We start from the raw sequence: 23,819 nt of genomic DNA, 5'->3' as shown, positions 1-23,819 counted from the left end.
GCCCGGATCGCGATCCTAACGGGATCCATGCGGGCGGATCCTCACGGCTCCCTCACGCCGTCGAAACGGCGACCGGGGTCAGACCAGCTCGGCGACCAGCGCCTCGATACGCGCGCGGATGTCATCGCGGATCGGGCGCACCGCGTCGATGCCCTGACCGGCAGGGTCGTCGAGCTTCCAGTCCTCGTAGCGCTTGCCGGGGAAGAACGGGCACGCGTCGCCGCATCCCATCGTGATCACGACATCCGACGCCTGCACGGCCTCGGTGGTGAGGATCTTGGGCGACTCGGCGGTGATGTCGATGCCGAGCTCCGACATCGCCTCGACGGCGATCGGGTTGATCTGGTCGGCGGGCATGGATCCGGCCGAGCGCACCTCGATGCGGTCGCCGGCGATGTCGCGGAGGAATCCGGCGGCCATCTGCGAGCGGCCGGCGTTGTGCACGCAGACGAAGAGCACGGAGGGCTTGGTGGTCGTTTCGGTCATGATCTCTCCTGGATCTCAGCTGGTCAGGTCGTCGACGAGGATGCGGACCCGGTGCGCGATGTCGTCGCGGATGGCCTCGACGCCATCGTGCGAAGCCAGGGCGGGGTCGCCGACCGCCCAGTCGTCGTAGCGGACGCCGGGGATCACGGGGCAGACATCGCCGCATCCCATCGTGATCACCACGTCGGCGGCGCGGACCGCGTCGTCGGTCAGCGGTTTCGGGAACAGCTCGGATGCCGCGTCGGGCTCGATCTCGGCGAGGAGCGAGCGCACGTGCGGGTGGATCACGTCGGCGGGGCGCGAACCGGCCGAACGGGCGATGACCTTGCCACCGGCGATCCGGTTCACCAGCGCGGCAGCGAGCTGGGATCGGCCGGCGTTCGCGACGCAGACGAACAGCACCTGGGGGACGGCGTGGTCGCGGTCGCGGGTGAGGTCGCTGAGCCGCTGCCGAGCGAACCGCTCGGTCAGCGGGATCAGCGCACTCGTCACGCGCGCTGACCGCGCGAGCGCAGTGTAGGACTCGCGGACGACACTGAGCACGGTCTCGGTCTGCAGCTGCGGCACCTCGGCCGCGAGCTCGGATGCGAGACGCGTCACGCGGGCGTCGAAGTCGGGTCGGCGGGCCTGGTCGTCCGCGGCATCCGACCAGGGCGCGGCGATGCTCGCCGGCGCGAACGAATCCAGCAGAGCGGTCACGGCGACGCGGCGGCCGGGGTGGATGCGGTACCAGACCCAGGTGCCGCGGCGCTCGGAGGTGACCACGCCGACGTCCTTGAGCACCTTGAGGTGATGCGAGACCGTCGGCTGCGACACATCCGCGAGGTCGGCGAGATCGCACACGCAGGACTCGCCGCGCGGGTCGGATGCGATGGCCGACAGCATCCGCAGCCGCAGCGGATCCGACAGGGCCTTGAGCGTGGTGGCGACGGATGCCGCGGCCTCCGCGCCGATGGCGTGCGACGCGACGGGGCTGCAGGTGTCATCTGCGGTCAGAGTGACGGTCATCTCGGCATCCTCTCTGCGGTGTACGGATCGGTGTGGAACCAGCGCCTCGCCGTCCAGAGCGAGACGTAGACGAGTCCGACGAGCACCGGCACCTCGATGAGCGGGCCGACGACGCCGGCCAGCGCCTCGCCGGATGTCGCGCCGAACGTGCCGATCGCGACCGCGATCGCGAGCTCGAAGTTGTTGCCGGCGGCGGTGAACGCGAGGGTCGTGGAGCGCGCGTACCCGAGCCCGAGCGCCTTGCCGGTCAACAGCCCTGCGAACCACATGACCGCGAAGTACGCGAGCAACGGCACGGCGATGCGGGCGACGTCCCACGGATGCTGGGCGATCTGATCCCCCTGCAGGGCGAACAGCAGCACGATGGTGAACAGCAGGCCGTAGAGGGCCCACGGCCCGACGCGGGGGAGGAAGGTCTCCTCGTACCATTCGCGACCCTTGCGGCGCTCGCCGAGGTAGCGGGAGGCGAAGCCGGCCACGAGCGGGATGCCGAGGAAGATCAGCACGTTGAGCGCGATCTGCCAGACCGAGATATCGAGTCCCTGGGTGTCCAGTCCGAGCCAGCCGGGGAGCACCGTCAGGTAGAACCAGCCGAGCAGCGAGAACATGACGACCTGGAAGACCGAGTTGATCGCGACGAGCACGGCCGCAGCCTCGCGGTCACCGCAGGCGAGGTCGTTCCAGATGACGACCATCGCGATGCAGCGGGCGAGCCCGACGATGATGAGACCGGTGCGGTACTCGGGGAGGTCGGGCAGGAACGTCCACGCGAGCGTGAACATGAGCGCCGGGCCGACCAGCCAGTTCAGAACCAGCGACGAGATGAGCAGCCGCTTGTCGCCCGCGACAGCCGCCACGCGGTCGTAGCGGACCTTCGCCAGTACCGGATACATCATCACGAGCAGCCCGAGTGCGATCGGGATCGAGATGCCGCCGACTTCGAGGGCCGCCAGGAGGCCGGAGAGCCCGGGGACGAAACGCGCGAGCAGGAGCCCGGCGATCATCGCCAGGCCGATCCAGAGCGGCAGCCAGCGATCGAGCGTCGACAGACGCCTGGTCGCTGGTGCTGCGGGTGCGGTGGTGGTCACGCGGGCCTCCTGTATCGATCAGTGTCTATATTGACAGAGATCGATACAGGAGGCAACCGAGGGGGGCCCGGCGAGTGATGCCGCTCAGGACAGCATGCCGAGCAGCGGTCGCCCCTCGGTCTGCAGGGAGATCGTGGCAGGTGCGGCGCAGCATCCTCCGCCGTCGCCGAAGTCGCCCGAACCACCGCAGACGCCGGTCTCAGGAAGGGTGAGCTCGTTGCGGGCCGCGGCGTCCTGATCGCCCGCGAGGTGGGCGGCGACGCTGCGTACCTGCTCGTAGCCGGTGAGCGCGAGGAAGGTGGGTGCGCGGCCGTAGCTCTTGACGCCCACGATGAACAGGCCGGGTTCGGGCTGCGTCAGCTGCGCGGCCCCCGTGGCCGCGACCGTTCCGCACGAGTGGATGTTGGGGTCGATCTCTGCGGCGATGCCGGCGACGGCTTCGAGCGAGGCGTCCAGGTCGACGCGCAGTTCGCGCAGCATCCCGGTGTCGGGGCGGAAACCCGTGAGGGCGAACACCTGGGTGACGTCGGTCACCGCGCGGTCGTCCTCGGAGCGGATCGTGAGCGCATCCGCGTCCTGCTCGATCTCGGCGACCCGGAAGCCCGTCACGACGTCGACGACGCCGGACTCGATCACCTTCCTGGCACGCGACCCGAGGGCCGCGCGCTCGGGAAGTCCGTCGCCCGCACCTCCGCCGAACACGTTCGCGGTGCTGCCGCGCCGCAGCAGCCAGGTGACCCTGGTTCCTGGCGCTCGGCGCGCGAGCTCGCTCAGGCGCAGCACGGCGTGCGTGGCGGAGTGCCCGGAGCCGATGACCGCCACGTGGGCGCCCGCGAAGGTGCTGACGTCGTCCGGGATGCGGTACGAGATCCGACCGGATGCCGCTGTCTCGCCGACCGCGGCGAAGCCGTCGGCTCCTGCGGGGTTCGGCTGCGTCCAGGTGCCGCTCGCGTCGATCACGGCGCGGGCGAGCAGGCGCGCATCCGTCCCGTCCGCGCTGCGGGTGTGCACGATGAACGGCTGGCTCTTCCGTCCGGCGTCGACGACCTTGTCCCGGCCGCGCCGGGTCACGGCGGTCACGGTGGTGCCGTACCGGACGACGTCACCGAGGGCGGTGGCGAGCGGCGCGAGATACTCGCGCACCCAGTCGGCCCCGGTCGGGTAGCCGGATGCAGGTGCGGTCCAACCCGTCGGTTCGAGGAGGCGTCGTGCCGCGGCATCCGTCAGCTCCGGCCAGGCCGAGAACAGGCGGACGTGGCCCCACTCCGAGACGGCGGCGCCCGGTCCGTCGCCGCGTTCGACGACGGCGACGGCGACACCGCGTTCGGACAGGTGCGCGGCGGCGGCGAGGCCCTGCGGGCCTGCTCCGATGACGACGACGGGAAGCTCGGACATCGCATCTCCTCAGATTGAGAAACTTCAATATGAAGACTGTCGCGTACCTATCGAAGAATGTCAATACGTGACAGACTGGAGAGATGAGCCTCCCCGTGACGATCGACGCAGGCACCTGCTGCATGCCGCGGGTCGCCGACGTGCTGTCCGCCCAGGATGCGGAGGACGTCGCCCGCGTCTTCAAGGCACTGGGGGATCCGACGCGGGTGCGCCTGCTGTCGCTGATCGCGGCCGGCGAGAGCGGCGAGGCGTGCATCTGCGATCTGATCGAGCCCGTCGGCCTGTCGCAGGGCACGGTCTCGCATCACATGAAGCTGCTCGCGGAGGCCGGCCTCGTCACCAGGGAGCAGCGAGGCCGCTGGGCGTACTTCCGGCTGGTTCAGCCGGCGCTGGATGCCGCGGCCGACGCGCTGCGCGCTGGTTGACTCCGCGAGCAGCGCGACGGCGCGTCGTCAGCGGCGCTTGACCGGCAGATCGATCGGGCCGGTCACGGACAGCTCGTCCTCCCAGCACTGGATGCCGGTGACCTCCGGCAGCCGGGCCCTGGTGAAGACGGGGTCCAAGCCGGCCTTGCGCTGCTGCGAGTAGTCGCGCAGCAGCTTGAACGCCACACCGGAGAGCAGGCCGATGGCGACCAGGTTCACGAGCGCCATGAGACCCATGATGCCGTCGGCGGTGTTCCAGATGAGGTCGGCCGATGCGATCGAACCCGCGAAGATCACGACGACCACGAGCGTGCGGTACGTGGTCAGAGCCTTGCGGCTGGTCGTGATGAACTCGATGTTCGATTCGCCGTAGTAGTAGTTGCCGATGATCGAGCTGAACGCGAGCAGGAAGATGATCACGCTCAGCAGGACGTTCGACCAGGAGCCGAGGTTGCTCACGATCGCGCCCTGGGTGAGCTCGATGCCCCGGCCCGCACCGGCGAGATCCGGGGTGGACACCAGGATGATGAACGCCGTGATCGAGCACACCAGGAAGGTGTCGAAGTAGACGCCGAGCGTCTGGACGAGGCCCTGCTTGACCGGGTGCGTCACCGCGGCCGTCGCGCCGGCGTTCGGGGCCGAGCCGAGACCGGCCTCGTTCGAGAACATGCCGCGCTTGACGCCGGTCATGATGATCGTGCCCAGGGCCGCGCCGACGACCTCGTTGAAACCGAAGGCCTGCGTGTAGATCGAGGCGAACACGACGGGGAGCTGCTCGATGTTCATGCCGACGATGACGAGTCCGACGAGCAGGTACAGCAGCGCCATCGCCGGGACGACGGCCTGCGTGACGCTCGCGATGCGGCGCACGCCGCCGAAGATGACGAGTCCGGTCAGCACGGCGAGCACGGCGCCGACGACCCACGGGATCCAGCTGATCTCGCCGCCGAAGCTCGACGACACCGTCGCGCTGATGGTGTTGGCCTGCAGCGAGCTGAATGCGAACGGGAAGCAGATGATGAGGATGACGGCGAACAGGATGCCCATCCACCGCGCCTTCAGCCCGTGCTGCATGTAGTACGCCGGACCGCCGCGGAATCCGTCCTTGTCGCGCACCTTGTACGCCTGGCCGAGCGTGGACTCGATGAAGCTCGATGCGCCGCCGATGAACGCCATCGTCCACATCCAGAAGATCGCACCGGGGCCGCCGATCGCGATGGCCGTGCCGACACCGGCGATGTTGCCGACGCCGACGCGCGAAGCGGCCGAGATCGTGAACGCCTGGAATGCCGAGACGGACTGCGGTTCACCGTTCTCATCGCGCGGGGTCTTGTTCGTCAGCGTGCGGAACATCTCCGGGATCATCCGGAACTGCACGACGCCGGAGCGCACCGTGAAGTAGATGCCGAGCACGGCGAGCAGCGGGAGGATGATCCACGTCCAGAGCCTGTCGCCATTGGTGAGCACGAATTCGTTCAGAGCATCCATCGGCCCAGTATGTCGGTCGGCATAGCTTCCTGACCAGTCGCCGTGCCGGATCGGCGGATCACGGGCGTGGCACGGGTCAGATCCGCGCGGTCGTCCCCCGGACGATGAGTTCGTACGGCAGCGCACCGTGGGAGGCGGCGGGCGCGGCATCCTCGAGCTTCGCGAGGACGGCCGCAGCGGCGAGCTCGCCCTGCCCGATCGGGAACTGGTCGACCGTGGTCAGACGGAAGAACTCACCGAGCTCGTGGCCGTCGATGCCGACGATCGACAGGTCGGCCGGAACGCGGAATCCGAGGTCGCGGGCGGCCAGGATCGCGCCGATCGCCATCTCATCTGATGCCGCGAACACCGCGGTCGGCCGAGGGCCGGGGCGTCCGAGCAGCTGCTTGGCGGCGCGGTAGCCGCCCTCGACCGTGAAGTCGGCCGGCTCCAGGTACGCCGGGTTGAGGGGGATGCCGGCATCCGCCAGCGCCTTCTCGAATCCTTGGCGGCGCTGGGTGGGGATGTGGAAGTCGAGGTCGAACTCCGGGTTCGCCCCGATGTGGGCGATGTCGCGATGCCCCAGGCTCAACAGGTGCTGGGTCGCGAGTTCGGCGACCGCGACGTCGTCGACGGTGAGGGTGTCCAGGCGAGGGTTGGGACCGCCGATCGCGATGACGGGCAGGCCGAGGCTGAGCATCTGACTGGTCTCGTCGTCATCGAGCTCGATCGCGACCGCGATGATCGCGTCGACGCGCTGTCGGCGCAGCGCCGTCGCGAACACCTCGCGGCGCACGTCGCGGTCGGCGGTGATGTTGTAGAGCGTGATGTCGTAGCCATGCCGCATCAACGCGCTGGAGACGCCGGAGAGCACCGTGCTGAAGAACCAGCGGTCGAGGAACGGCACGACGACGCCGACGTTGCGGGTGCGGCCCGAGGCCAGCGACGAGGCGCGAGAGGACACGACGTAGCCGAGCTTGTTCGCGGCCGACAGCACGCGCTCGCGGGATGCCGCCGACACGTGCCCGCGGCCGCTCAGCGCGCGCGAGACCGTGGCCGTGGAGACTCCGGCCAGCTTCGCGACCTCGTCGATGCTCGTCATCGTGCGATCTTTCGTTCAGGTTTCGTGAGACGTGCTCTGCGCGGCGAGACGTACTTCGGGTGCATACGTCTCGCCGCGCAGGCCAGGTCTCGCGGCGTCGATCAGGACGTGGTGTACCAGGCTGCGGTGTCGACCGGGAGGGCGGTCCCCTCGAACGGTCGGCTCCGCACGAGGAACGTCGCGCCTTCCGGCAGCTCGATCGGAGCCGTGCCGAGGTTCGCCGCGACATGGATGTCGCCGCGGCGGAAGGCTACGGCATCCGCTCCGAGGTCCTCCCAGACCAGCGAGCCGGAGCCGAGGTCGTGCTCGCGACGCAGGCGCAGCAGCTGCTTGTACAGCGCGAGCGTCGACGTCGGGTCGTTCTCCTCGACGGCGCGGGCGTAGGACGCCCACTCGCCGGGCTGCGGCAGCCACGAGGCGCCGGTGTCGTTGAACCCGAACGCGGGGGCATCGGCCTCCCACGGCAGCGGCACTCGGCATCCGTCGCGGCCGTAGCGCTTGCCCTCGGTGCGGAACCAGGTCGGGTCCTGACGGAACTCGTCGGGGATCTCCATGGCCTCCGGCAGGCCGAGCTCCTCGCCCTGGTAGAGGTACGACGATCCTGGCAGCGACAGCATGAGCGTGGTCGCTGCGCGTCCGCGGGCCAGGCCGAGCGCGGTGTCCGGCTTGTTCGGGGTCAGCGGACCGATGCCCTCGCCCTGCGGGTTGTCATCCGTGAAGGCGAGGCGGGTCGCGTGGCGGACGACGTCGTGGTTCGAGAGCACCCAGGTGCTGGGGGCGCCGACCCTGCCGAACTCCTCGAGCGACTCGCGGATGACGGAGCCGAGCTGCTTCGCATCCCACGGCGTCATCAGGTACGGGAAGTTGAAGGTCTGGTGCATCTCGTCCGGGCGCACCCAGAGAGCGGTCTTCTTCAGCGTCGGCAGCCAGGCCTCGCCGCACAGGGCGCGGTCGCCGTCGTACTCCGCGAGCACCTGGTGCCAGTCACGGTAGATGTCGTGGACCTCGTCCTGGCCCCAGTACGGCACGTTCTCCTCGCCGCCGCCCATGGAGTCGGCGTCCGCGACAGGTGCGTAGTCGGGCAGGCCGGCCTCCTTGGCCATGCCGTGCGCGACGTCCACGCGGAAGCCGTCGACGCCGCGGTCCAGCCAGAAGCGCAGGATGGAGCGGAACTCCTCCTTGACCTCTTCGTTGGTCCAGTCGAAGTCGGGCTGGGTCGGGTCGAAGATGTGCAGGTACCACTGACCGGGTGTGCCATCAGGCTCGGTGATGCGCTCCCACATGCCGCCGCCGAACACGCTCTCCCAGTTGTTGGGGGGCAGCTCGCCGTTCTCGCCTCGACCGTCGCGGAAGACGTAGCGTGCGCGCTCCGGGCTCCCGGGTGCGGCCTTCAGCGCCTCCTGGAACCAGACGTGCTGGTCGGAGGAGTGGTTCGGGACGAGGTCGACGATGACGCGGATGCCGCGGGCGTGCGCCTCGGCGAGCATCGTGTCGAAGTCGGCGAGCGTGCCGAAGATCGGGTCGACATCACGGTAGTCGGCGACGTCGTAGCCGGCATCCTTCTGCGGGGAGGTCATGAACGGGCTCAGCCAGATGGCGTCGATGCCGAGTTCCTTGAGCGACTCGAGGCGGCTCGTGATGCCGGGGAGGTCGCCGATGCCGTCACCTGAGGCGTCCGCGAAGGACCGCGGGTAGATCTGGTAGATCACGGCGCTGCGCCACCACTCGGCTCCGGGTGCGGCGGACTGTTCAAGCTGAGTCATGCGATGAGCCTACTGCAAGCGCTTACAGTTTTGCGAGCGCCTGTGTCGACGCCGGACCTCAGGCGTCGCGCACGAGGTTGATCGGCTCCTCGTCGGCCAGCATCCGCTCGATCTGGGTGCGGATGACGCGAGCGATGCGCGGGTGCATCGCGTCGGAGGATCCGCCGACGTGCGGGGCGATCAGGACGCCGGGAAGGCTCCACAGCGGGTGGCCGTCCGGCAGCGGCTCAGGGTCCACGACGTCGAGCGCGGCGCGGATGCGGCCACGGGTCACATGATCCACCAGGGCGTCGGTGTCGACGAGGGCTCCGCGTCCGACGTTCACGACCAGCGCTCCGTCGGGGAGTGCAGCGAGGGCGGCGTCGTCGATGAGGTGGCGGGTCTCCGGCGTGTAGGGCAGGCCCAGGATCACGATCTCGGCCTGGGGCAGCAGCGTCGGCAGTTCGTCGATCGCGTGCACCTCGACCGTTCCCAGGCCGTCGTGCTCGACGGTTCGTGCCGTGCGCGCCACGACGGTGAGCTCGACCTCGAAGCCGACGAGACGATCGGCCACGGCCTGGCCGACGCCGCCGAAGCCGATCAGCAGCACGCGGCGGTCGGCGAGTCCCGGCGACCACAGCCGCTCCCACGCGCCGCGGTCCTGCGAGCGGACGAACTCCGGGATGTGACGCTGCGCGGCGAGGGTGAGCGCCAGCGCCTGCTCGCCGGTCGCCGTCTCGTGGACGGTCGCGGCGTTGGCGAAGCGGACTCCGGCCGGGATCTTGTCGATGATGCTCTCGTAGCCGATCATCTGCCCCTGGAGGAGGTCGACGTCGACACCGTCCAGAGCCGTGAGCACCTCACCGGCGTTCATGTACGGCGGCACGACGATGTCGATGCGATCGCGCGGGGCATCCGACTGCATGTCCCAGACGTGCACTTCCACGCCCTCGGGAGTGGGTGCGATGTCTTCGGCGATACGGGCGGTGGGAACGGTGACGACGAGACTCACGCTACGAGCCTATCCTCGCGCCCGTTCGCGCAGTAGCGTCGGAGTCACACTTCGAGATGAGGATGCCGCGATGATTCCCGAGATCAATTACTGGGCCGTGCTGCTGGCGACGGTGTCGAGCATGATCGTCGGTGCGATCTGGTACGCGCCGAAGGTGTTCGGGCGGCGCTGGGCGAAGCTCGCGCACGTGGACATGGACAATCCGTCGCGCGGAGCGCTGTGGCCGATGGTCACGACCGTCCTGGTGAGCTTCGGCACCGCCTGGGTGCTGGCCGGAGCGGCCGCCATCGCGTGGCACTTCTACCAGGGCTCGTTCTTCTCGGCAACCTTCGTGACCGCGATCATGCTGTGGGGTGGGTTCACGGGTGCGCGCATGATCACGCACGACGCGTTCGAGGGGCGGCCGACCCGGCTCACGACGCTGAACATCGCGCACGAGCTGGTCACGGTGGCCGTGATGGCGGTCATCATCGGTGTGTGGCCGCCGGCGCTCGGCTGACGCCGCCCGAACCGCAGGCTGACGGGCCGCCTGTCGGACTGTTCGTCCGACATGGCATGTCTACCCCCGGACCGACAGCTCGCGTCGCGCGGGTACACCTGCACGACGAGGGCACACCTGCACGACCGGATCGGCGGATGCATCGTGCATCCGTTCCCGGGTCGTGCACCTGTCCCCGCGTGAACGACGGTACGCGGCAGTCGGGTCCTACGCGGCGACGCGCGCCACTGCGGCGATCGCGCTGGTGAAGAAGTCCAGACCGTCGACGCCGCTGCGCATCGCGGTGGCGGTGTCGGGGCCGAAGCCCGGCTCGACGGCGTGCTCGGGGTGCGGCATGAGACCGACGACGTTGCCCGCCTCGTTCGTGACGCCGGCGATGTCGCGCAGCGAACCGTTCGGGTTGAGCCCCTCGTACCGGAAGGCGACGAGCCCCTCGCCCTCGAGGCGGTCCAGGGTCTCCTCGGAGGCGATGTATCCGCCCTCGCCGTTCTTGAGCGGAATCACGATCTCCTGGCCGCGGCGGAACGCGTTGGTCCACGCCGTGTCCGAGTTCACGACCGTCAGCTTCTGATCGCGGCGCACGAAGTGCTGGTGGTCGTTGCGGATCAGGCCCCCGGGCAGCAGGTGCGCCTCGACGAGCATCTGGAACCCGTTGCAGATGCCGAGGACCGGAAGGCCCTTGGCCGCGGCATCCTTGACCTCGGTCATGATCGGCGACAGTGCGGCGATCGCGCCGGAGCGCAGGTAGTCGCCGTAGCTGAAGCCGCCGGGGAGGACGAGCGCATCGACGCCCTCGAGGTCGTGCGCGCCGTGCCAGAGCGCGACCGGCTCGGCGCCGGCGAGGCGGATGGCGCGCTGCGCGTCGCGGTCGTCCAGCGAACCGGGGAAGGTGACGACCCCGATTCGGACGGTCATTCGACGACCTCGATGCCGACGACGTCCTCGATCACCGAGTTGGAGAGAACGTCCTCCGCCACGCGCTTCGCCTCGGCGAGCAGCTCGTCCGTGACCTCGCCGTCGACCGTGAGCTCGAAGCGCTTGCCGATGCGGACGTCGCTGAAGCCCTCGACGCCGATGCGCGCGAACGCACCGGACACGGCTTTCCCCTGCGGGTCGAGCAGTTCGGACTTGGGCATGACGTCGACGACGATGGTGGGCATTCGAGGCTCCGGATGTCGCGGGAAGGCGGGCACGGCCAGTCTACTGGCCTTCCCGCGGTCCGATCGGCGCTCGTGCGCCGGCGATCACCACTGGGGGTGGATCTCGGCGCGAAGCAACCGGTCGTACACGTCGTGCACCGCTGCGTCGAAGTCGGCGATGAGGTTCGTGTCGTCGAGGAGCGCGGCGGCCTGCGCGTTGCCCTCCGCCTGAGACGGGCGTCGTGCGCCGGGGATGACGGTGGTCACGCCGGGGCGGCTGGCCGCCCAGGCGATGGATGCCGCGGCGAGCGGCACTCCATCGGGCAGGGCCTCGGCGAGCTCGCGGGCCGCGCGCAGTCCGGTCTCGTAGTCGACGCCGGAGAACGTCTCTCCGCGATCGAACGCCTCGCCGTGGCGGTTGTAGGAGCGGTGATCGTCGGCGGAGAAGCTCGTCGCGCTGGTGTAGCGGCCGCTCAGTAGTCCTGAGGCGAGCGGTACTCGGACGAAGATCGCGACTCCGGCTGCGGCCGCGGCGGGAAGAACCTCGTCGAGCGGCTTCAGGCGGAACGGGTTGATGATGATCTGCACATTCGTGACGTTCGGTCGCGCGATGGCCGCCAACGCCTGCTCGCACGTCTCGACCGAGACGCCGTAGGCCGCGATCGCGCGCTCGTCGATCAGCCGGTCGAGGTCGTCGTACGTGCGGTCCGCGGCGATGACCTCGCTGGGAGGGCAGTGCAGCTGCACGAGATCGAGAGCATCGACGCCGAGATTGCGGCGGCTGCGCGCCGTCCATTCGCGGAAGTTGTCGAGCGTGTAGTTGTCTGCGGACTGCTCGGCTCGGCGTCCCATCTTCGTGGCGACGGTGACGCCGTGGTGGGGCCGCTCGCGGAGGTAGCGTCCGATGATCGACTCGCTGCGACCGTCGCCGTAGACGTCTGCGGTGTCGAACAGGGTCACGCCCTGCGCGACCGAGGCGTCCAGGACGGCGCGCGCGTCGTCCTCGCCGACGGCGCCCCAGTCGGCGCCGAGCTGCCAGGTTCCGAGGCCGATCGCCGAGACGTCACGGCCGGTGCGTCCGAGGGCGTGTTGCTTCATGACTCCACGCTACCGGCCATGCGGGTGGCCGGATCGGTGTCAGGCGTGGAACACCGTGTGCAGGTCGCCGATCAGGTCTCGGCCGCCGAGACCGTCGATCTCGAACAGCACCGAGATGCCGGCGACATGGCTGCCCAGACGCTCGACGAGCTGGCGTCCGGCGGCGAGCGTCCCGCCGGTGGCGAGGACGTCGTCGATCAGCAGGACGCGGGAACCGGCAGGCAGATCGTCGTGCATCTCGATGGTGGCCGTGCCGTACTCGAGTGCGTAGTCGACGGATGCCGCCGGCCGGGGGAGCTTGCCCGCCTTGCGGATCGGGATGAGCCCCGTGCCTGCGGCGATCGCCGCGGCGCCGGCGAGGAGGAACCCCCGCGCCTCGATGCCGGCGACGACGTCGAACTGCCCGGCGAACGGCTCGAGGATCGCCTCGGTGGTCGCGCGCAGCGCCTCGGCATCCGCCAGCAGAGGAGTGATGTCGCGGAAGACGACGCCGGGTTCCGGGTAGTCGGGGATGCTGCGGATCAGCGATTCGGCGCGGGCGAGGGCAGGAGAAAGAGCGGCGGAGGGCACCGGCCAAGGGTATCCCGCCCGGCTGAATCCGAGCCCGATGATCGGCTTCGGAGGTCGAAAGAGGAGGACTTGACAGTCGTGGGAGCGCTCCCATAGAGTGACTGCTCAGATCGTGGGAGCGCTCCCACGACACCCCCGAGCACGACACATGCAACAGCCCGCACAAAGGAGTGACACCGTGAACGCACGCGCCAAGCGCAGGATGCTGGTCATCGCATCCCTCGCCTCCGTCTCAGCACTGGCCCTCGCCGGATGCTCCGGCAGCAGCGAACCCGCCGAGGGAAGCTCGGACGAGAAGGTCACGCTGACGATCACCACGTTCGGCACGTTCGGCTACGAGGACCTGTACGAGGAGTACGAGGACCTCAACCCGAACGTGACGATCGAGGCATCCAACATCGACACCGGCGGCAACGCCCGCACCGACGCCTTCACGAAGATCGCCGCCGGCTCCGGCCTCAGCGACATCGTCGCGATCGAGGAGGGCTGGCTCGGCGCCATCATGGAGGTCTCCGACACGTTCGTCGACCTGAAGGACTACGGCATCGAGGATCGCAAGGGCGACTGGGTGGACTGGAAGTACGCCCAGGGCACGGATGCCGACGGCCGCGTGATCGGCTACGGCACCGACATCGGCCCTTCCGGCATCTGCTACAACGGCCCCGCGTTCGAGGCGGCCGGCCTGCCGAGCGACCGCGAGTCGGTCGCGGAGCTGCTCAACGGCGACTGGGAGACCTACTTCACGGTCGGCCAGGAGTACACCGACAAGACCGGCAAGGCCTGGTACGACCACTCCGGCTTCGTCTGGAACTCCATGGTCAACCAGCTCGACGAGGGTTACTACACCGCCGACGGCGAGCTGAACGTCGAGGGCAACGACCTGCTCCAGGAGCGCTTCGAGCTCCTGGGCGCCGCCACCGAGGGCGGACAGTCCGCCGCCCAGGCCGCGTGGGACTGGAACGGCGGCAAGTCGTTCGTCGACGGCACCTTCGCGACCTTCGTCTGCCCCGGCTGGATGCTGGGCACCATCGCTGGCAAGCTCGAAGCCGGCGGCGGAGACGCGTCGACCGGGTGGGACTTCGCCGATGTGTTCCCCGGAGGGGCGGCCAACTGGGGTGGCGCGTTCCTCTCCGTCCCGGAGAGCTCGGAGCACAAGGAGGCGGCCGCGGCGCTCGCCGACTGGCTGACGCAGCCCGAGCAGCAGGTGAAGCAGTCGGCGGCCGCCGGCAACTTCCCGTCCACGATCGAGGCGCAGGAGAAGCTCGCTGCAGACGCGACGCCGAACGAGCTGTTCAACGATGCTCCGACCGGCGCGATTCTCGCCGAGCGCGCCAAGGGTGTCGTCGCCCAGTTCAAGGGACCGCACGACTCGGTCATCCAGGAGAACGTCTTCGGGCCGGCGCTGAGCGCGCTCGACCGCGGTGAGACCGACACGCAGGGGGCCTGGGACCAGGCGATCTCGCTGCTGAACGAGCTCGTCGACTGACACGCTCCCCCTCCGGTCGCAGTTCGTGTCGCCTCGGCTCCGCCAGAGCGACACGAACTGCGACCGGAACCACGTCCGATCGCCCCAGACGGGAAAGACCATGACCCTCACCGCTCCGCCGGAGGAGCGCGTCGCCACGGCATCCGCCAGGCCCGCCCCTCCCCGTCGCCCCTGGCGTCACCGCCTCTCGCGGTTCGACCAGAACGCGTCGCCGTACTTCTACGTCTCGCCGTTCTTCCTGCTGTTCGGTCTGATCGGGCTGTTCCCGCTGATCTACACCGTGTACGTGGCCGTGCACGAATGGGACCTGCTCAAGGGCGAAGGGCCGTTCGTCGGGCTCGGGAACTTCACCGAGATCCTCGGCGACCCGATGTTCTGGAACTCGATCTTCAACACCCTGAGCATCTTCCTGCTGTCCGCGATCCCGCAGCTGTGCATCGCCCTCGTGATCGCGTACCTGCTCGACCGCGGCCTTCGAGCGCCCACGTTCTGGCGGATGAGCATCCTCATCCCGTTCGTCGTGACGCCCGTCGCCGTCGCCATCATCTTCTCCAGCATCTTCAACGAAGCCGACGGTCTGGCCAACAACCTGCTGAACCTCATCGGCATCGCCGACCAGGAATGGAAGCACGACACGTTCCTGTCGCACCTCGCGATCGCGATCATGGTGAACTTCCGCTGGACCGGGTACAACGCCCTCATCCTGCTCGCGGCCATGCAGGCCGTACCGCGCGATCTGTACGAGTCGGCCGCCCTCGACGGGGCGGGGCCGGCCCGCCGCTTCTTCTCGATCACCATCCCGACCATCCGCCCGACGCTCATCTTCGTCATCATCACGGCGACGATCGGCGGACTGCAGATCTTCGCCGAGCCGCGCCTGTTCGACGTGTCGACCGCCGGTGGCATCGGCGGCAGCGACCGCCAATTCCAGACCACGGTGCTGTTCCTGTGGGAGCTGGCGTTCTTCCGCCGTAACCTCGGCGAGGCATCCGCGGTGGCGATCCTGCTGTTCGTGCTCATCGTCGGCATCGGCGTGATCAACTTCCTCATCTCGCGCGGAATCGCATCCGGCGGCGACCCCGGACGCAACCGCGCCGCTCGCCGCGCCGCGCGCAGGTCCCTCACCAAGGAGGACGCCCGATGACCGCCACACAGGCCATGAGCGTGCCCGAGCGCCTCCGCCGCCGCCAGTCGTCGAGCGTCGGCACCGCCGGCATCGGCAGTCGCCCCGGCTTCCTCACCTACGGGCTGCTGGCAGCCTTCATCATCGGCAGCGTCTACCCGCTGTGGTGGTCGGTCGTCGTCGCCTCGAGCGACAACTCCACCGCCGGCGAGACCCTGCCGCTGATCCCCGGCGGCAACTTCTTCACCAACGCGACGAAGGTCTTCGATGCCATCCCGTTCTGGCTGGCACTGGGCAACTCGGTCATCATCTCCACGATCATCACGATCTCGGTCGTGACGTTCTCGACGCTCGCCGGCTACGCGTTCGCGAAGCTGCGCTTCAAGGGTCGTGACGGGCTCATGGTGTTCGTCATCGCGACCATGGCGATCCCGACGCAGCTGGGCATCATCCCGCTGTTCATGCTCATGCGCGAGCTCGGCTGGACGGGCTCGATCGGAGCCGTCATCGTGCCGACCCTCGTCACGGCGTTCGGCGTCTTCTTCATGCGTCAGTACCTCGTCGACGTGATCCCCGACGAGCTGATCGAGGCCGCGAGGATGGACGGCGCGAACCAGTTCCGCACCTTCCTGACGGTGGGACTGCCCGCCGCGCGGCCGGCCATGGCGATCCTCGGCCTGTTCACGTTCATGACGGCGTGGACCGACTACCTGTGGCCGCTGATCGTTCTCTCACCCTCGAACCCGACGCTGCAGACGGCGCTCAGCCAGCTGCAGTCCGGGTACTACGTCGACTACTCGATCGTGCTCGCCGGCGCGGTGCTCGCGACCCTGCCCCTGCTCATCCTCTTCGTGGTGGCAGGCAAGCAGCTGGTCAGTGGCATCATGGCGGGCGCGGTGAAAGGATGAGCCCCATGACCTCACGGCCGTTCCCGGACGATTTCCTCTTCGGTGCCGCCACGGCCGCGTATCAGATCGAAGGCGCCGCCTTCGAGGACGGGCGCACGGCGTCGATCTGGGATGCCTTCGCCCGGGTCCCCGGAGCCGTGATGGGCGCAGACAACGGCGATGTGGCGTGCGATCACTATCACCGCTACCCGCAGGACGTCGCGCTCATGAAGCGTCTCGGCCTGCAGACGTACCGGTTCTCCACGTCCTGGTCGCGGGTCCGTCCGGACGGCGGAGCGGTCAATCCGCAGGGCGTGGACTTCTACGAACGTCTCGTGGACGAGCTTCTCGGGGCCGGCATCCTGCCCTGGCTGACGCTGTACCACTGGGACATGCCGCAGGCGCTGCAGGATGCCGGTGGCTGGACGAACCGTGACACGGTCGACCGGTTCCTCGAGTACGCCGGAACCATGCACGATGCTCTGGGCGACCGGGTGAACGTGTGGACCACGCTGAACGAGCCGTGGTGCTCGTCGTTCCTCTCCTATACGGGCGGCGAGCATGCGCCGGGGCACACCAGCGTCGCCGAGGGTCTGCTCGCGTCGCACCACCTGCTGCTCGCGCACGGCGCGACCGTCAGGGAACTGCGCTCGCGCGACGATTCGCTCGATCTCGGGATCACGCTGAACCACACGGTCGCCGACCCGGTGGATCCGAACGATCCGGCGGACGTCGACGCCGCACGGCGCATCGACGGGCAGTTCAACCGCTGGTTCCTCGATCCGATCTACCGCGGCGAGTATCCCGCAGACATCGTCGAGGACATCCGCGCCGTGGATGCCGAGGCGGTCGCTCGCTTCGAAGCCGCTGTGCGGCCGGGGGACCTCGAGACGATCTCGCAGCGCATCGACACGCAGGGCGTGAACTACTACCACGGTGACTACGTGTCCGGCACGGCGCCCGAGGTCCCGCCCGTTTCCGGAGGGCCCCGCACCGAACGGAAGGGCCGCAGCCCGTACCCGTCGGATGCCGGCATCCACTCCGTCGAACGAGGACTGCCCCGGACCGCGCAGAACTGGGAGGTCCAGCCCGAGGGGCTGACCCGCCTGCTGCAGCGGGTGTGGACCGACTATGCGCAGCCCGCCGGAGTCGTGCTCTATATGACCGAGAACGGCGCGGCCTATGAGGATGTCGCCGTTGTCGAGGACGGCGAGACGCGGGTGCACGACGCGGACCGTGCCGAATTCCTCCGTCTGCACCTGGGCGCCGTGCTGGATGCCGCGGATGCCGGCGTCGATGTGCGCGGCTACTTCTACTGGTCGCTGTTCGACAACTACGAGTGGGCGTGGGGGTACGACAAGCGGTTCGGGATCGTCCGCGTCGACTACGACACCCAGGAGCGCAGCCTCAAGGACTCGGGTCGGGAGTACGCCCGCATCATCGCCGCTCGGTCTCTGTAGTTCCCTACCGCGAGTGCGGCGGGACAGGTGAGAATGGGCGAATGGAAGAGAGCGTGCGATGACGGCGTCACGGGCGACGATCGAAGAGGTGGCGGCCGCCGCAGGGGTCTCCCGGTCGACGGTGTCGCGCGTCGTGAACGGTTCGACCGCGGTGAGCCCGGAGGCGCTTGAGGCTGTCAGGCGCACGATCGCCGAGATGAACTACGTGCCCAACCGCGCGGCGCGCTCGCTGGCGTCGCGGCAGACGAACGCGATCGCGCTGATCGTCCCGGAGGACACCACTCGCTTCTTCGGCGACCCCTTCTTCGCGGCGATCGTCGCCGGAATCACCGGTGCCCTGGGCGGTTCGGACTATCTGCTCAACCTGCTCATCGCCAGCGACGACCCCGGCGACAAGATGACGAGCTTCGTGCGCAACGGCGGAGTCGACGGCGCGCTGATCGTCTCGCACCACTCCAGCGACGCGTACATCGATCGGATCGCGGATGCCGTGCCCGTCGTGTTCGGCGGCCGGGCGTTCCACCTGCGCGACTCGGACTACGTCGTGGACGTGGACAACGTCGCCAGCGCGCGCCTGGCGACGCAGCACCTCATCGACATCGGCCGCACCAGGATCGCCACGATCACGGGTCCGCTGACGATGCTCGCGGCCGACGATCGTCTGCAGGGCTATCGCTCCGCGCTGGGGGATGCCGGACTGGGGTCGTTCGCCGAAGCGGAGGGCGACTACAGCGAGTTCGGCGGAGCGGAGGCCGCGCGCCGGATCCTCGCCGCAGGCACACCGGACGCGATCTTCGCGGGCAGCGACCTGATGGCGCGGGGGGCGATGGGCGTTCTGCGCGCAGCAGGACTTCGCGTGCCGGACGACGTCGCGGTCGTCGGCTTCGACGATTCATCGGTGGCGCTCACGACCGATCCGCCGCTGACGACGATCCGCCAGCCGATGTACAAACAGGGGGAGACGATGGCCGCCGTCCTGCTGTCGCACCTCGCGGGCGGCTCTCCCGATCGCACCACGATCCTGCCCACCGAGCTGGTCGTGCGCGGTTCGGCCTGACCAGGTTCTCGGCCTCGTCGAGCACCGAGGATGCTCGATCCCGGCCCCCCGACAGAGATCGAGCATCCTCACCATGAGGCCCTGGATGAGGATGTCCGCGCGTCATCGGTACCCCTCCGATACGTGCCGCGTGAGGCGCTTCCCGAACTCCCCGTCGAGCCCCATCCTTCATCCTCATGCGCGCGAGTCCCCTCCCCGAGTCCGATGCGCATGACTGAACACTCATTCAGTGAGTACGATAGCGGGAAGCCGGGGGAATGGGAAATGGACCGGAAGGATGCCGTATGGCGCGCTCCGAGGAGCAGAACCGCCAGGCGCGCGAACGCGCCAGAGAGAGCATCCTGAGCTCGGCGATCGAACTGTTCGCCGAACGCGGTGTGCACGGTGCGACGATCGCCGAGATCACGAACCGAGCCGGTGTCGCCCAGGGACTGGTCAACTACCACTTCGGCGGCAAAGACCAGCTGGTCGGCGAGATCGTCGATCGGTGGTTCCGGTTGCTGATCGGGTTCCCGACTGCGCGATCCGGCAGCGCCGACGATCGTCTGCGCGGCATCATCGATGGGACCTTCGCCGCGGCATCCGCCAACCTGCTGCTCCACCGCGCGGTGTCGACCATGCAGCAGGACCCCGCACAGCTGCGCTTCTTCGCCGAGGCCGCTGAGCGCAACGCCGCGGGCGTCGCGGCTGCCGAGCAGGCCGTTCGCGGCATCTTCGCGGAGCGCGGCGCCGCAGAGCCGGCGCTCGAGGAGGCGATGCTGCGGACGACGCTGGAGGGCATCGTCCTCAAGTACGCCGCCGTCGGCGAGGCGTTCCCCATCGAGGGTGCTCGGCGCTGGGTGCTCGGGCTCTACGGGCTGGATGCCGACTCGTGAGCGTCGCGCGCACCATCGATCTCAACTCCGACCTCGGCGAGAACGTCCCCGAACGGATCATCAGCGACGACACGAGCATGCTCGAGATCGTCACGAGCGCGAACGTGTCCTGCGGATTCCACGCAGGCAGCCCCGAGGGGATACGCGAGACACTCGCCGCCGCGGTGAGCCGCGGCGTCGTGGTCGGAGCGCATCCCGGCTATCTCGATCGCGAGAACTTCGGTCGCACGCCCGTCGACATCGACTCCGCGACGCTGCAGGCGCACGTCGAGTATCAGCTCGGTGCGCTCGCCGGCCTGGCGTCCGCAGTCGGCGGCACCGTCTCCTACGTCAAGCCGCACGGCGCGCTGTACAACACCGTCGCGCGCGACCAACGGCAGGCGCGGGATGTGGTCGCCGCGGTGAAGGCGATCGATCCGGGTCTCGTGCTGCTGGGTCTGGCCGGGAGCGTCGTGCTGGAGGTCGCTGAACGCGCAGGGCTCGCGGTGACTGCCGAGGCGTTCGCCGACCGCGCCTACCTCCCGGATGGGCGGCTCGTCCCCCGGTCGCACCAGGGCGCCGTGATGCACGAGGCGAAGGACGTCGCGCAGCGGATGGCGCGCCTCGCCACGGACGGGGTCATCCGGGCCATCGACGGCACGGATGTCGCGATCACGGCCCAGTCCATCTGCGTGCACGGCGACAGCCCTGGTTCGGTCGCGATGGCCGCTGAGGCGAAGCGGATGCTGACGGCCGCCGGCATCGCGGTCGCCCCGTTCGCCGGTGCACGATGATCCTGGTCGTTCCGACAGCCGGCCGGGCATGATGCGCATCCTCACGGCATCCGACCACGCCCTCTTGATCGAGGCGACCGATCTCGCCGAGGCGATGAGATTCACCCTCGTGTGGCAGCATCTGCCAGGGGTCGTCGAGTGCGTACCAGGGGCGCGCACGGTGCTGGTGCGCTTCGACCCGCTGAGGGTCTCGGCGGACGCGCTCGCCGGGGTGCTCGAGGCACGGGAGGCGACGACGATTGAGAATGAGCCCGCGATACCAGTGCGCGACGTCGTCGTGCCGGTGGTCTACGACGGGGAGGATCTCGCCGACGTCGCCGGAATGCTCGGCGTGTCCTCGGAGGAGCTCATCGGCCGGCATGTCGCGGCGGACTGGCGCGTCGCCTTCTCGGGGTTCGCGCCGGGTTTCGGCTATGCGGTCGGTGACGATGCGCTGTTCGACGTCGCCCGCAGAGGCACTCCGCGCACGCGCGTGCCAACCGGATCGGTCGGCCTCGCCGGCCCGTTCACGGGCGTCTATCCGCGGGAGTCGCCCGGTGGTTGGCAGCTGATCGGACGCACGGATGCCGTGATGTGGAACATCGACCGCGATCCACCCGCGCTGCTGTCGCCCGGCACGCGGGTGCGGTTCGTGCGTGCGGAGCGAGCACGGTTGGCGTCGTCGGAACATCGGGACGAGAGGGATGCCGGTCGGTGCGTCGCTCCCGGACACGCCGCCGCCAGCGCGACCTCTCCCCGTCTCCCGATGGCGAGTGTCGAGGTCGTCCGGCGTTCACTGCAGCTGCTGGTGCAGGATGCGGGGCGGCCGGGATACGCGTCGCTCGGCGTCTCGCCATCCGGAGCTGCGGACCGCACCGCGCTGCGCGACGCGAACCGGGCGGTCGGCAACAGCCCGAAAGCCGCGGTCCTGGAATGCGTCGGATCGGCGACACTGCGCTTTCGCGGTGCAGGGGTCGCCGTCGTCACCGGGGCCGAGGGGGACATCGAGGTGACGACTGCCGACGGCGAGTCCCGTGCGGTGGTGCACGGCGCCCCGTTCGCGACGGCCGACGGCGACGAGCTGCGACTCGAGCATCCGGCGCGCGGCATCCGCTACGTCATCGGGGTGCGCGGGGGCGTGGACGCGGCATCCGCTCTGGGCAGCCGGTCCTCCGACACCCTGGCTGGGCTGGGCCCGGCGCCGCTCGGCGCCGGTGATGTCGTGGCGATCGGTCGGGACGCTGTCGCGGCTGTCGACGATCTCGTCGTGCCGCGGGATCTGCCGGCGGCGGGCGAAGTCGTCGAACTCGAGATCACGCTCGGACCCCGTGACGACTGGTTCACGCCGACGGCGCTGCGCGCGCTCACGGAGCAGGAGTGGCTGGTCACGCCGCGCTCCGACCGCGTCGGCGTCCGGCTGCACGGTGAGCATCCGCTGGAACGGGCGATCGCGGGAGAGCTGCCGAGCGAGGGGGTGGTGACGGGCGGTCTTCAAGTGCCGCCGGACGGGCAGCCGGTGCTGTTCCTGCCCGATCACCCGCTGACCGGCGGCTACCCGATCATCGGTGCGCTCACCGATCGCTGCCTGCACATCGCCGGTCAGCTGCCGCCGGGGGCACGGGTCCGGTTCCGCGTCGTCTGATCCGTGGCGTCGGCCGTCCGGGGTCTGATCCGCGCGATCCGGCATCCGGGTCCAGTCCGCACGAACGGGAGGAGAACGCACGAACGGGAGGAGCCGCACGGCGTTCCGAGTCATCCGGATCGTGCGTTCTCCTCCCGTTCGGATGCCGGGGGAAACGGGGCGGGATTACTCCGGGTCGCCGCCGAGCGGGCCCACCGCGGGGATGGGTCCGCCATCATCCGCGCCGGTCTTGCGCCAGCGGGCGATCGCGTTGCCCAGGTGATAGATCAGCAGTGCGGCGACGGTGCCGATCACGATCGCGCCGAGCTGGAAGTTGCCCCAGCCCATCGCGAAGCCGGCGATCGCGATGACGAACGAGACCGCGACCGTGTACTGGTTCACCGGGCGCGAGAAGTCCACGCGGTTGTCCACCCAGATCTTGATGCCGATGACACCGATCAGGCCGTACAGCGCGGTGGTCACACCGCCGAGAACGCCGGGCGGAATGGTGTTGAAGATGACGCCGACCTTGGGGGAGAAGGCGAGCAGGATCGCCACGATGCCGGCGACCCAGTACGCGGCCGTCGAGTAGACGCGGGTCGCGGCCATGACGCCGATGTTCTCGCCGTAGGTGGTGGTGCCCGAGCCGCCGAAGCCGCCGGCGATGGTCGTGGCGATGCCGTCCGCGACCAGGGCGCGGCCGGTGTGCTTGTTGATGGAGGGATCCTCGGTCATGGTCGCGACGCCGCGCACGTGTCCGACGTTCTCCGCGATGAGCACGAGGACGACCGGCAGGAACATCGGCACGAGCGCCCACGCAGCAGGGTCGGTGATCGCGGCGAGGTGGAAGTCGGGGAGGCCGATCCACGCGGCATCCGCGACGTTCGAGAAGTCGACCTGACCGGTGAACGCGGCCACGATGTAGCCGACGATCACGCCGAGGAAGATCGAGATGCGCCCGAGGAATCCTCGGAACAGCACGCTGAACAGGATCACCGCGATGAGCGTGACCGAGGCGAGCTCCGGCTGCAGCTGGTAGTTGTTCCAGGCGGCAGGGGCGAGGTTGAAACCGATCAGTGCGACGATCGACCCCGCGACGACGGGCGGCATGAGCTTGTCGATCCACCCGGTGCCGACGGCCTGCACGAGGAAGCCGATTCCGGCCAGCAGGATGCCCGCGGCGACCACGCCGACCAGTGCCTGCGTGATCTGCTCGGGGGTCTCGAGGGCTTTGCCCGCGTTCAGCGCGGTGATCGGAGCGATGAACGCGAAGGACGAGCCCAGGTAGCTGGGCAGCCGGTTGCGGGTGAGCAGCAGGAACAGGAGGGTGCCGATGCCCGAGAACAGCAGGGTCGTCGAGACGGGGAAGCCGGTGAGGATCGGCACGAGGAACGTGGCGCCGAACATCGCGACGACGTGCTGAGCGCCGATCGCGACGGTCGCGGGCCAGCTCAGTCGTTCTTCGGGTCTGACGACCTGGCCGGGTGCGACGGTGCGGCCGTCGCCGTGGATCTTCCACACGGGCAT

General features: G+C 69.1%; 23 protein-coding genes. 10 read left to right on the top strand and 13 right to left on the bottom strand.

The window, feature by feature from the left end; all coding sequences use genetic code 11:
- Positions 1 to 78: 78 nt before the first annotated feature.
- The 4 genes from ACFCYE_RS00455 to ACFCYE_RS00440 form a co-directional block, all read right to left on the bottom strand.
- A complete protein-coding gene (locus tag ACFCYE_RS00455) occupies positions 79 to 486 on the bottom strand; it encodes an arsenate reductase ArsC (protein WP_376175576.1) in 408 nt (135 codons plus the stop codon).
- A gap of 15 nt (positions 487 to 501) precedes the next feature.
- Complete coding sequence (locus ACFCYE_RS00450; protein ID WP_376175575.1) at positions 502 to 1,494, bottom strand: metalloregulator ArsR/SmtB family transcription factor; 993 nt, start codon at positions 1,492 to 1,494, stop codon at positions 502 to 504.
- Positions 1,491 to 2,582: an ACR3 family arsenite efflux transporter gene (gene arsB / locus ACFCYE_RS00445; protein WP_376175573.1), complete on the bottom strand. Its 1,092-nt coding sequence runs from the start codon at positions 2,580 to 2,582 to the stop codon at positions 1,491 to 1,493. Before arsB ends, ACFCYE_RS00450 begins: the two co-directional genes overlap by 4 nt.
- An 84-nt stretch (positions 2,583 to 2,666) precedes the next feature.
- Positions 2,667 to 3,977 carry an FAD-dependent oxidoreductase gene (locus ACFCYE_RS00440; protein WP_376175572.1) on the bottom strand — a complete coding sequence of 437 codons (1,311 nt, stop codon included), beginning with the start codon at positions 3,975 to 3,977 and terminating at the stop codon, positions 2,667 to 2,669.
- 83 nt (positions 3,978 to 4,060) lie between these two features.
- Between ACFCYE_RS00440 and ACFCYE_RS00435 the strand changes: the two genes are divergently transcribed.
- The gene (locus ACFCYE_RS00435; RefSeq protein ID WP_376175571.1) at positions 4,061 to 4,402 is read left to right on the top strand and encodes an ArsR/SmtB family transcription factor; all 342 of its coding nucleotides are present in this window, start codon (positions 4,061 to 4,063) and stop codon (positions 4,400 to 4,402) included.
- Between the two features lie 27 nt (positions 4,403 to 4,429).
- Here ACFCYE_RS00435 and ACFCYE_RS00430 read toward each other — a convergent pair whose 3' ends face one another.
- The 4 genes from ACFCYE_RS00430 to ACFCYE_RS00415 form a co-directional block, all read right to left on the bottom strand.
- Positions 4,430 to 5,890, bottom strand: a complete 1,461-nt coding sequence (locus ACFCYE_RS00430; RefSeq protein ID WP_376175570.1) for an alanine/glycine:cation symporter family protein — start codon at positions 5,888 to 5,890, stop codon at positions 4,430 to 4,432.
- Positions 5,891 to 5,966: 76 nt separating this feature from the next.
- Positions 5,967 to 6,971, bottom strand: a complete 1,005-nt coding sequence (locus ACFCYE_RS00425; RefSeq protein WP_376175569.1) for a LacI family DNA-binding transcriptional regulator — start codon at positions 6,969 to 6,971, stop codon at positions 5,967 to 5,969.
- A gap of 101 nt (positions 6,972 to 7,072) precedes the next feature.
- The gene (locus ACFCYE_RS00420) at positions 7,073 to 8,734 is read right to left on the bottom strand and encodes a glycoside hydrolase family 13 protein (protein WP_376175568.1); all 1,662 of its coding nucleotides are present in this window, start codon (positions 8,732 to 8,734) and stop codon (positions 7,073 to 7,075) included.
- 58 nt (positions 8,735 to 8,792) lie between these two features.
- On the bottom strand, positions 8,793 to 9,725 hold the full coding sequence (locus ACFCYE_RS00415; RefSeq protein ID WP_376175566.1) for a 2-hydroxyacid dehydrogenase: 933 nt from the start codon (positions 9,723 to 9,725) through the stop codon (positions 8,793 to 8,795).
- A gap of 70 nt (positions 9,726 to 9,795) precedes the next feature.
- On the opposite strand from ACFCYE_RS00415, the gene ACFCYE_RS00410 reads away from it, so the two are divergent.
- On the top strand, positions 9,796 to 10,224 hold the full coding sequence (locus tag ACFCYE_RS00410; protein WP_376175565.1) for a DUF1761 domain-containing protein: 429 nt from the start codon (positions 9,796 to 9,798) through the stop codon (positions 10,222 to 10,224).
- A gap of 207 nt (positions 10,225 to 10,431) precedes the next feature.
- On the opposite strand, the gene purQ is transcribed toward ACFCYE_RS00410, so the two are convergent.
- The 4 genes from purQ to ACFCYE_RS00390 form a co-directional block, all read right to left on the bottom strand.
- Complete coding sequence (purQ, locus tag ACFCYE_RS00405; RefSeq protein WP_376175563.1) at positions 10,432 to 11,139, bottom strand: phosphoribosylformylglycinamidine synthase subunit PurQ; 708 nt, start codon at positions 11,137 to 11,139, stop codon at positions 10,432 to 10,434.
- Positions 11,136 to 11,384 (bottom strand): phosphoribosylformylglycinamidine synthase subunit PurS, encoded by a 249-nt coding sequence (gene purS, locus ACFCYE_RS00400; RefSeq protein ID WP_376175562.1) that lies wholly within the window; start codon positions 11,382 to 11,384, stop codon positions 11,136 to 11,138. Before purS ends, purQ begins: the two co-directional genes overlap by 4 nt.
- An 84-nt stretch (positions 11,385 to 11,468) precedes the next feature.
- On the bottom strand, positions 11,469 to 12,461 hold the full coding sequence (locus ACFCYE_RS00395) for an aldo/keto reductase (protein WP_376175561.1): 993 nt from the start codon (positions 12,459 to 12,461) through the stop codon (positions 11,469 to 11,471).
- A 39-nt stretch (positions 12,462 to 12,500) separates the two neighbouring features.
- Complete coding sequence (locus ACFCYE_RS00390; RefSeq protein WP_376175560.1) at positions 12,501 to 13,031, bottom strand: adenine phosphoribosyltransferase; 531 nt, start codon at positions 13,029 to 13,031, stop codon at positions 12,501 to 12,503.
- Positions 13,032 to 13,209: 178 nt separating this feature from the next.
- Between ACFCYE_RS00390 and ACFCYE_RS00385 the strand changes: the two genes are divergently transcribed.
- The 8 genes from ACFCYE_RS00385 to ACFCYE_RS00350 all read left to right on the top strand — a co-directional run bounded on the left by ACFCYE_RS00385 (position 13,210) and on the right by ACFCYE_RS00350 (position 22,313).
- Entirely contained in the window at positions 13,210 to 14,517 is a 1,308-nt protein-coding gene (locus tag ACFCYE_RS00385; RefSeq protein WP_376175558.1) for an ABC transporter substrate-binding protein, read from the top strand.
- 100 nt (positions 14,518 to 14,617) lie between these two features.
- Positions 14,618 to 15,661 carry a carbohydrate ABC transporter permease gene (locus tag ACFCYE_RS00380; protein ID WP_376175557.1) on the top strand — a complete coding sequence of 348 codons (1,044 nt, stop codon included), beginning with the start codon at positions 14,618 to 14,620 and terminating at the stop codon, positions 15,659 to 15,661.
- On the top strand, positions 15,658 to 16,548 hold the full coding sequence (locus ACFCYE_RS00375) for a carbohydrate ABC transporter permease (RefSeq protein ID WP_376175556.1): 891 nt from the start codon (positions 15,658 to 15,660) through the stop codon (positions 16,546 to 16,548). Before ACFCYE_RS00380 ends, ACFCYE_RS00375 begins: the two co-directional genes overlap by 4 nt.
- A gap of 5 nt (positions 16,549 to 16,553) precedes the next feature.
- A complete protein-coding gene (locus ACFCYE_RS00370) occupies positions 16,554 to 17,987 on the top strand; it encodes a GH1 family beta-glucosidase (protein ID WP_376175554.1) in 1,434 nt (477 codons plus the stop codon).
- 58 nt (positions 17,988 to 18,045) lie between these two features.
- A complete protein-coding gene (locus tag ACFCYE_RS00365; protein WP_376175552.1) occupies positions 18,046 to 19,044 on the top strand; it encodes a LacI family DNA-binding transcriptional regulator in 999 nt (332 codons plus the stop codon).
- Positions 19,045 to 19,328: 284 nt separating this feature from the next.
- Entirely contained in the window at positions 19,329 to 19,919 is a 591-nt protein-coding gene (locus ACFCYE_RS00360) for a TetR/AcrR family transcriptional regulator (protein WP_376175551.1), read from the top strand.
- A complete protein-coding gene (locus ACFCYE_RS00355; RefSeq protein WP_376175549.1) occupies positions 19,916 to 20,692 on the top strand; it encodes a LamB/YcsF family protein in 777 nt (258 codons plus the stop codon). Before ACFCYE_RS00360 ends, ACFCYE_RS00355 begins: the two co-directional genes overlap by 4 nt.
- 28 nt (positions 20,693 to 20,720) lie before the next feature.
- On the top strand, positions 20,721 to 22,313 hold the full coding sequence (locus tag ACFCYE_RS00350) for a carboxyltransferase domain-containing protein (RefSeq protein WP_376175547.1): 1,593 nt from the start codon (positions 20,721 to 20,723) through the stop codon (positions 22,311 to 22,313).
- 165 nt (positions 22,314 to 22,478) lie between these two features.
- On the opposite strand, the gene ACFCYE_RS00345 is transcribed toward ACFCYE_RS00350, so the two are convergent.
- The gene (locus tag ACFCYE_RS00345; protein ID WP_376175545.1) at positions 22,479 to 23,819 is read right to left on the bottom strand and encodes a uracil-xanthine permease family protein; all 1,341 of its coding nucleotides are present in this window, start codon (positions 23,817 to 23,819) and stop codon (positions 22,479 to 22,481) included.

This window comes from Microbacterium sp. NPDC056234 (assembly GCF_042267585.1).
In the GTDB taxonomy this organism is placed as follows: Bacteria; Actinomycetota; Actinomycetes; order Actinomycetales; family Microbacteriaceae; genus Microbacterium.
The sequence above is the reverse complement of the archived record's forward strand: the minus strand, read 5'-3'. Positions and strand labels throughout refer to the sequence as shown.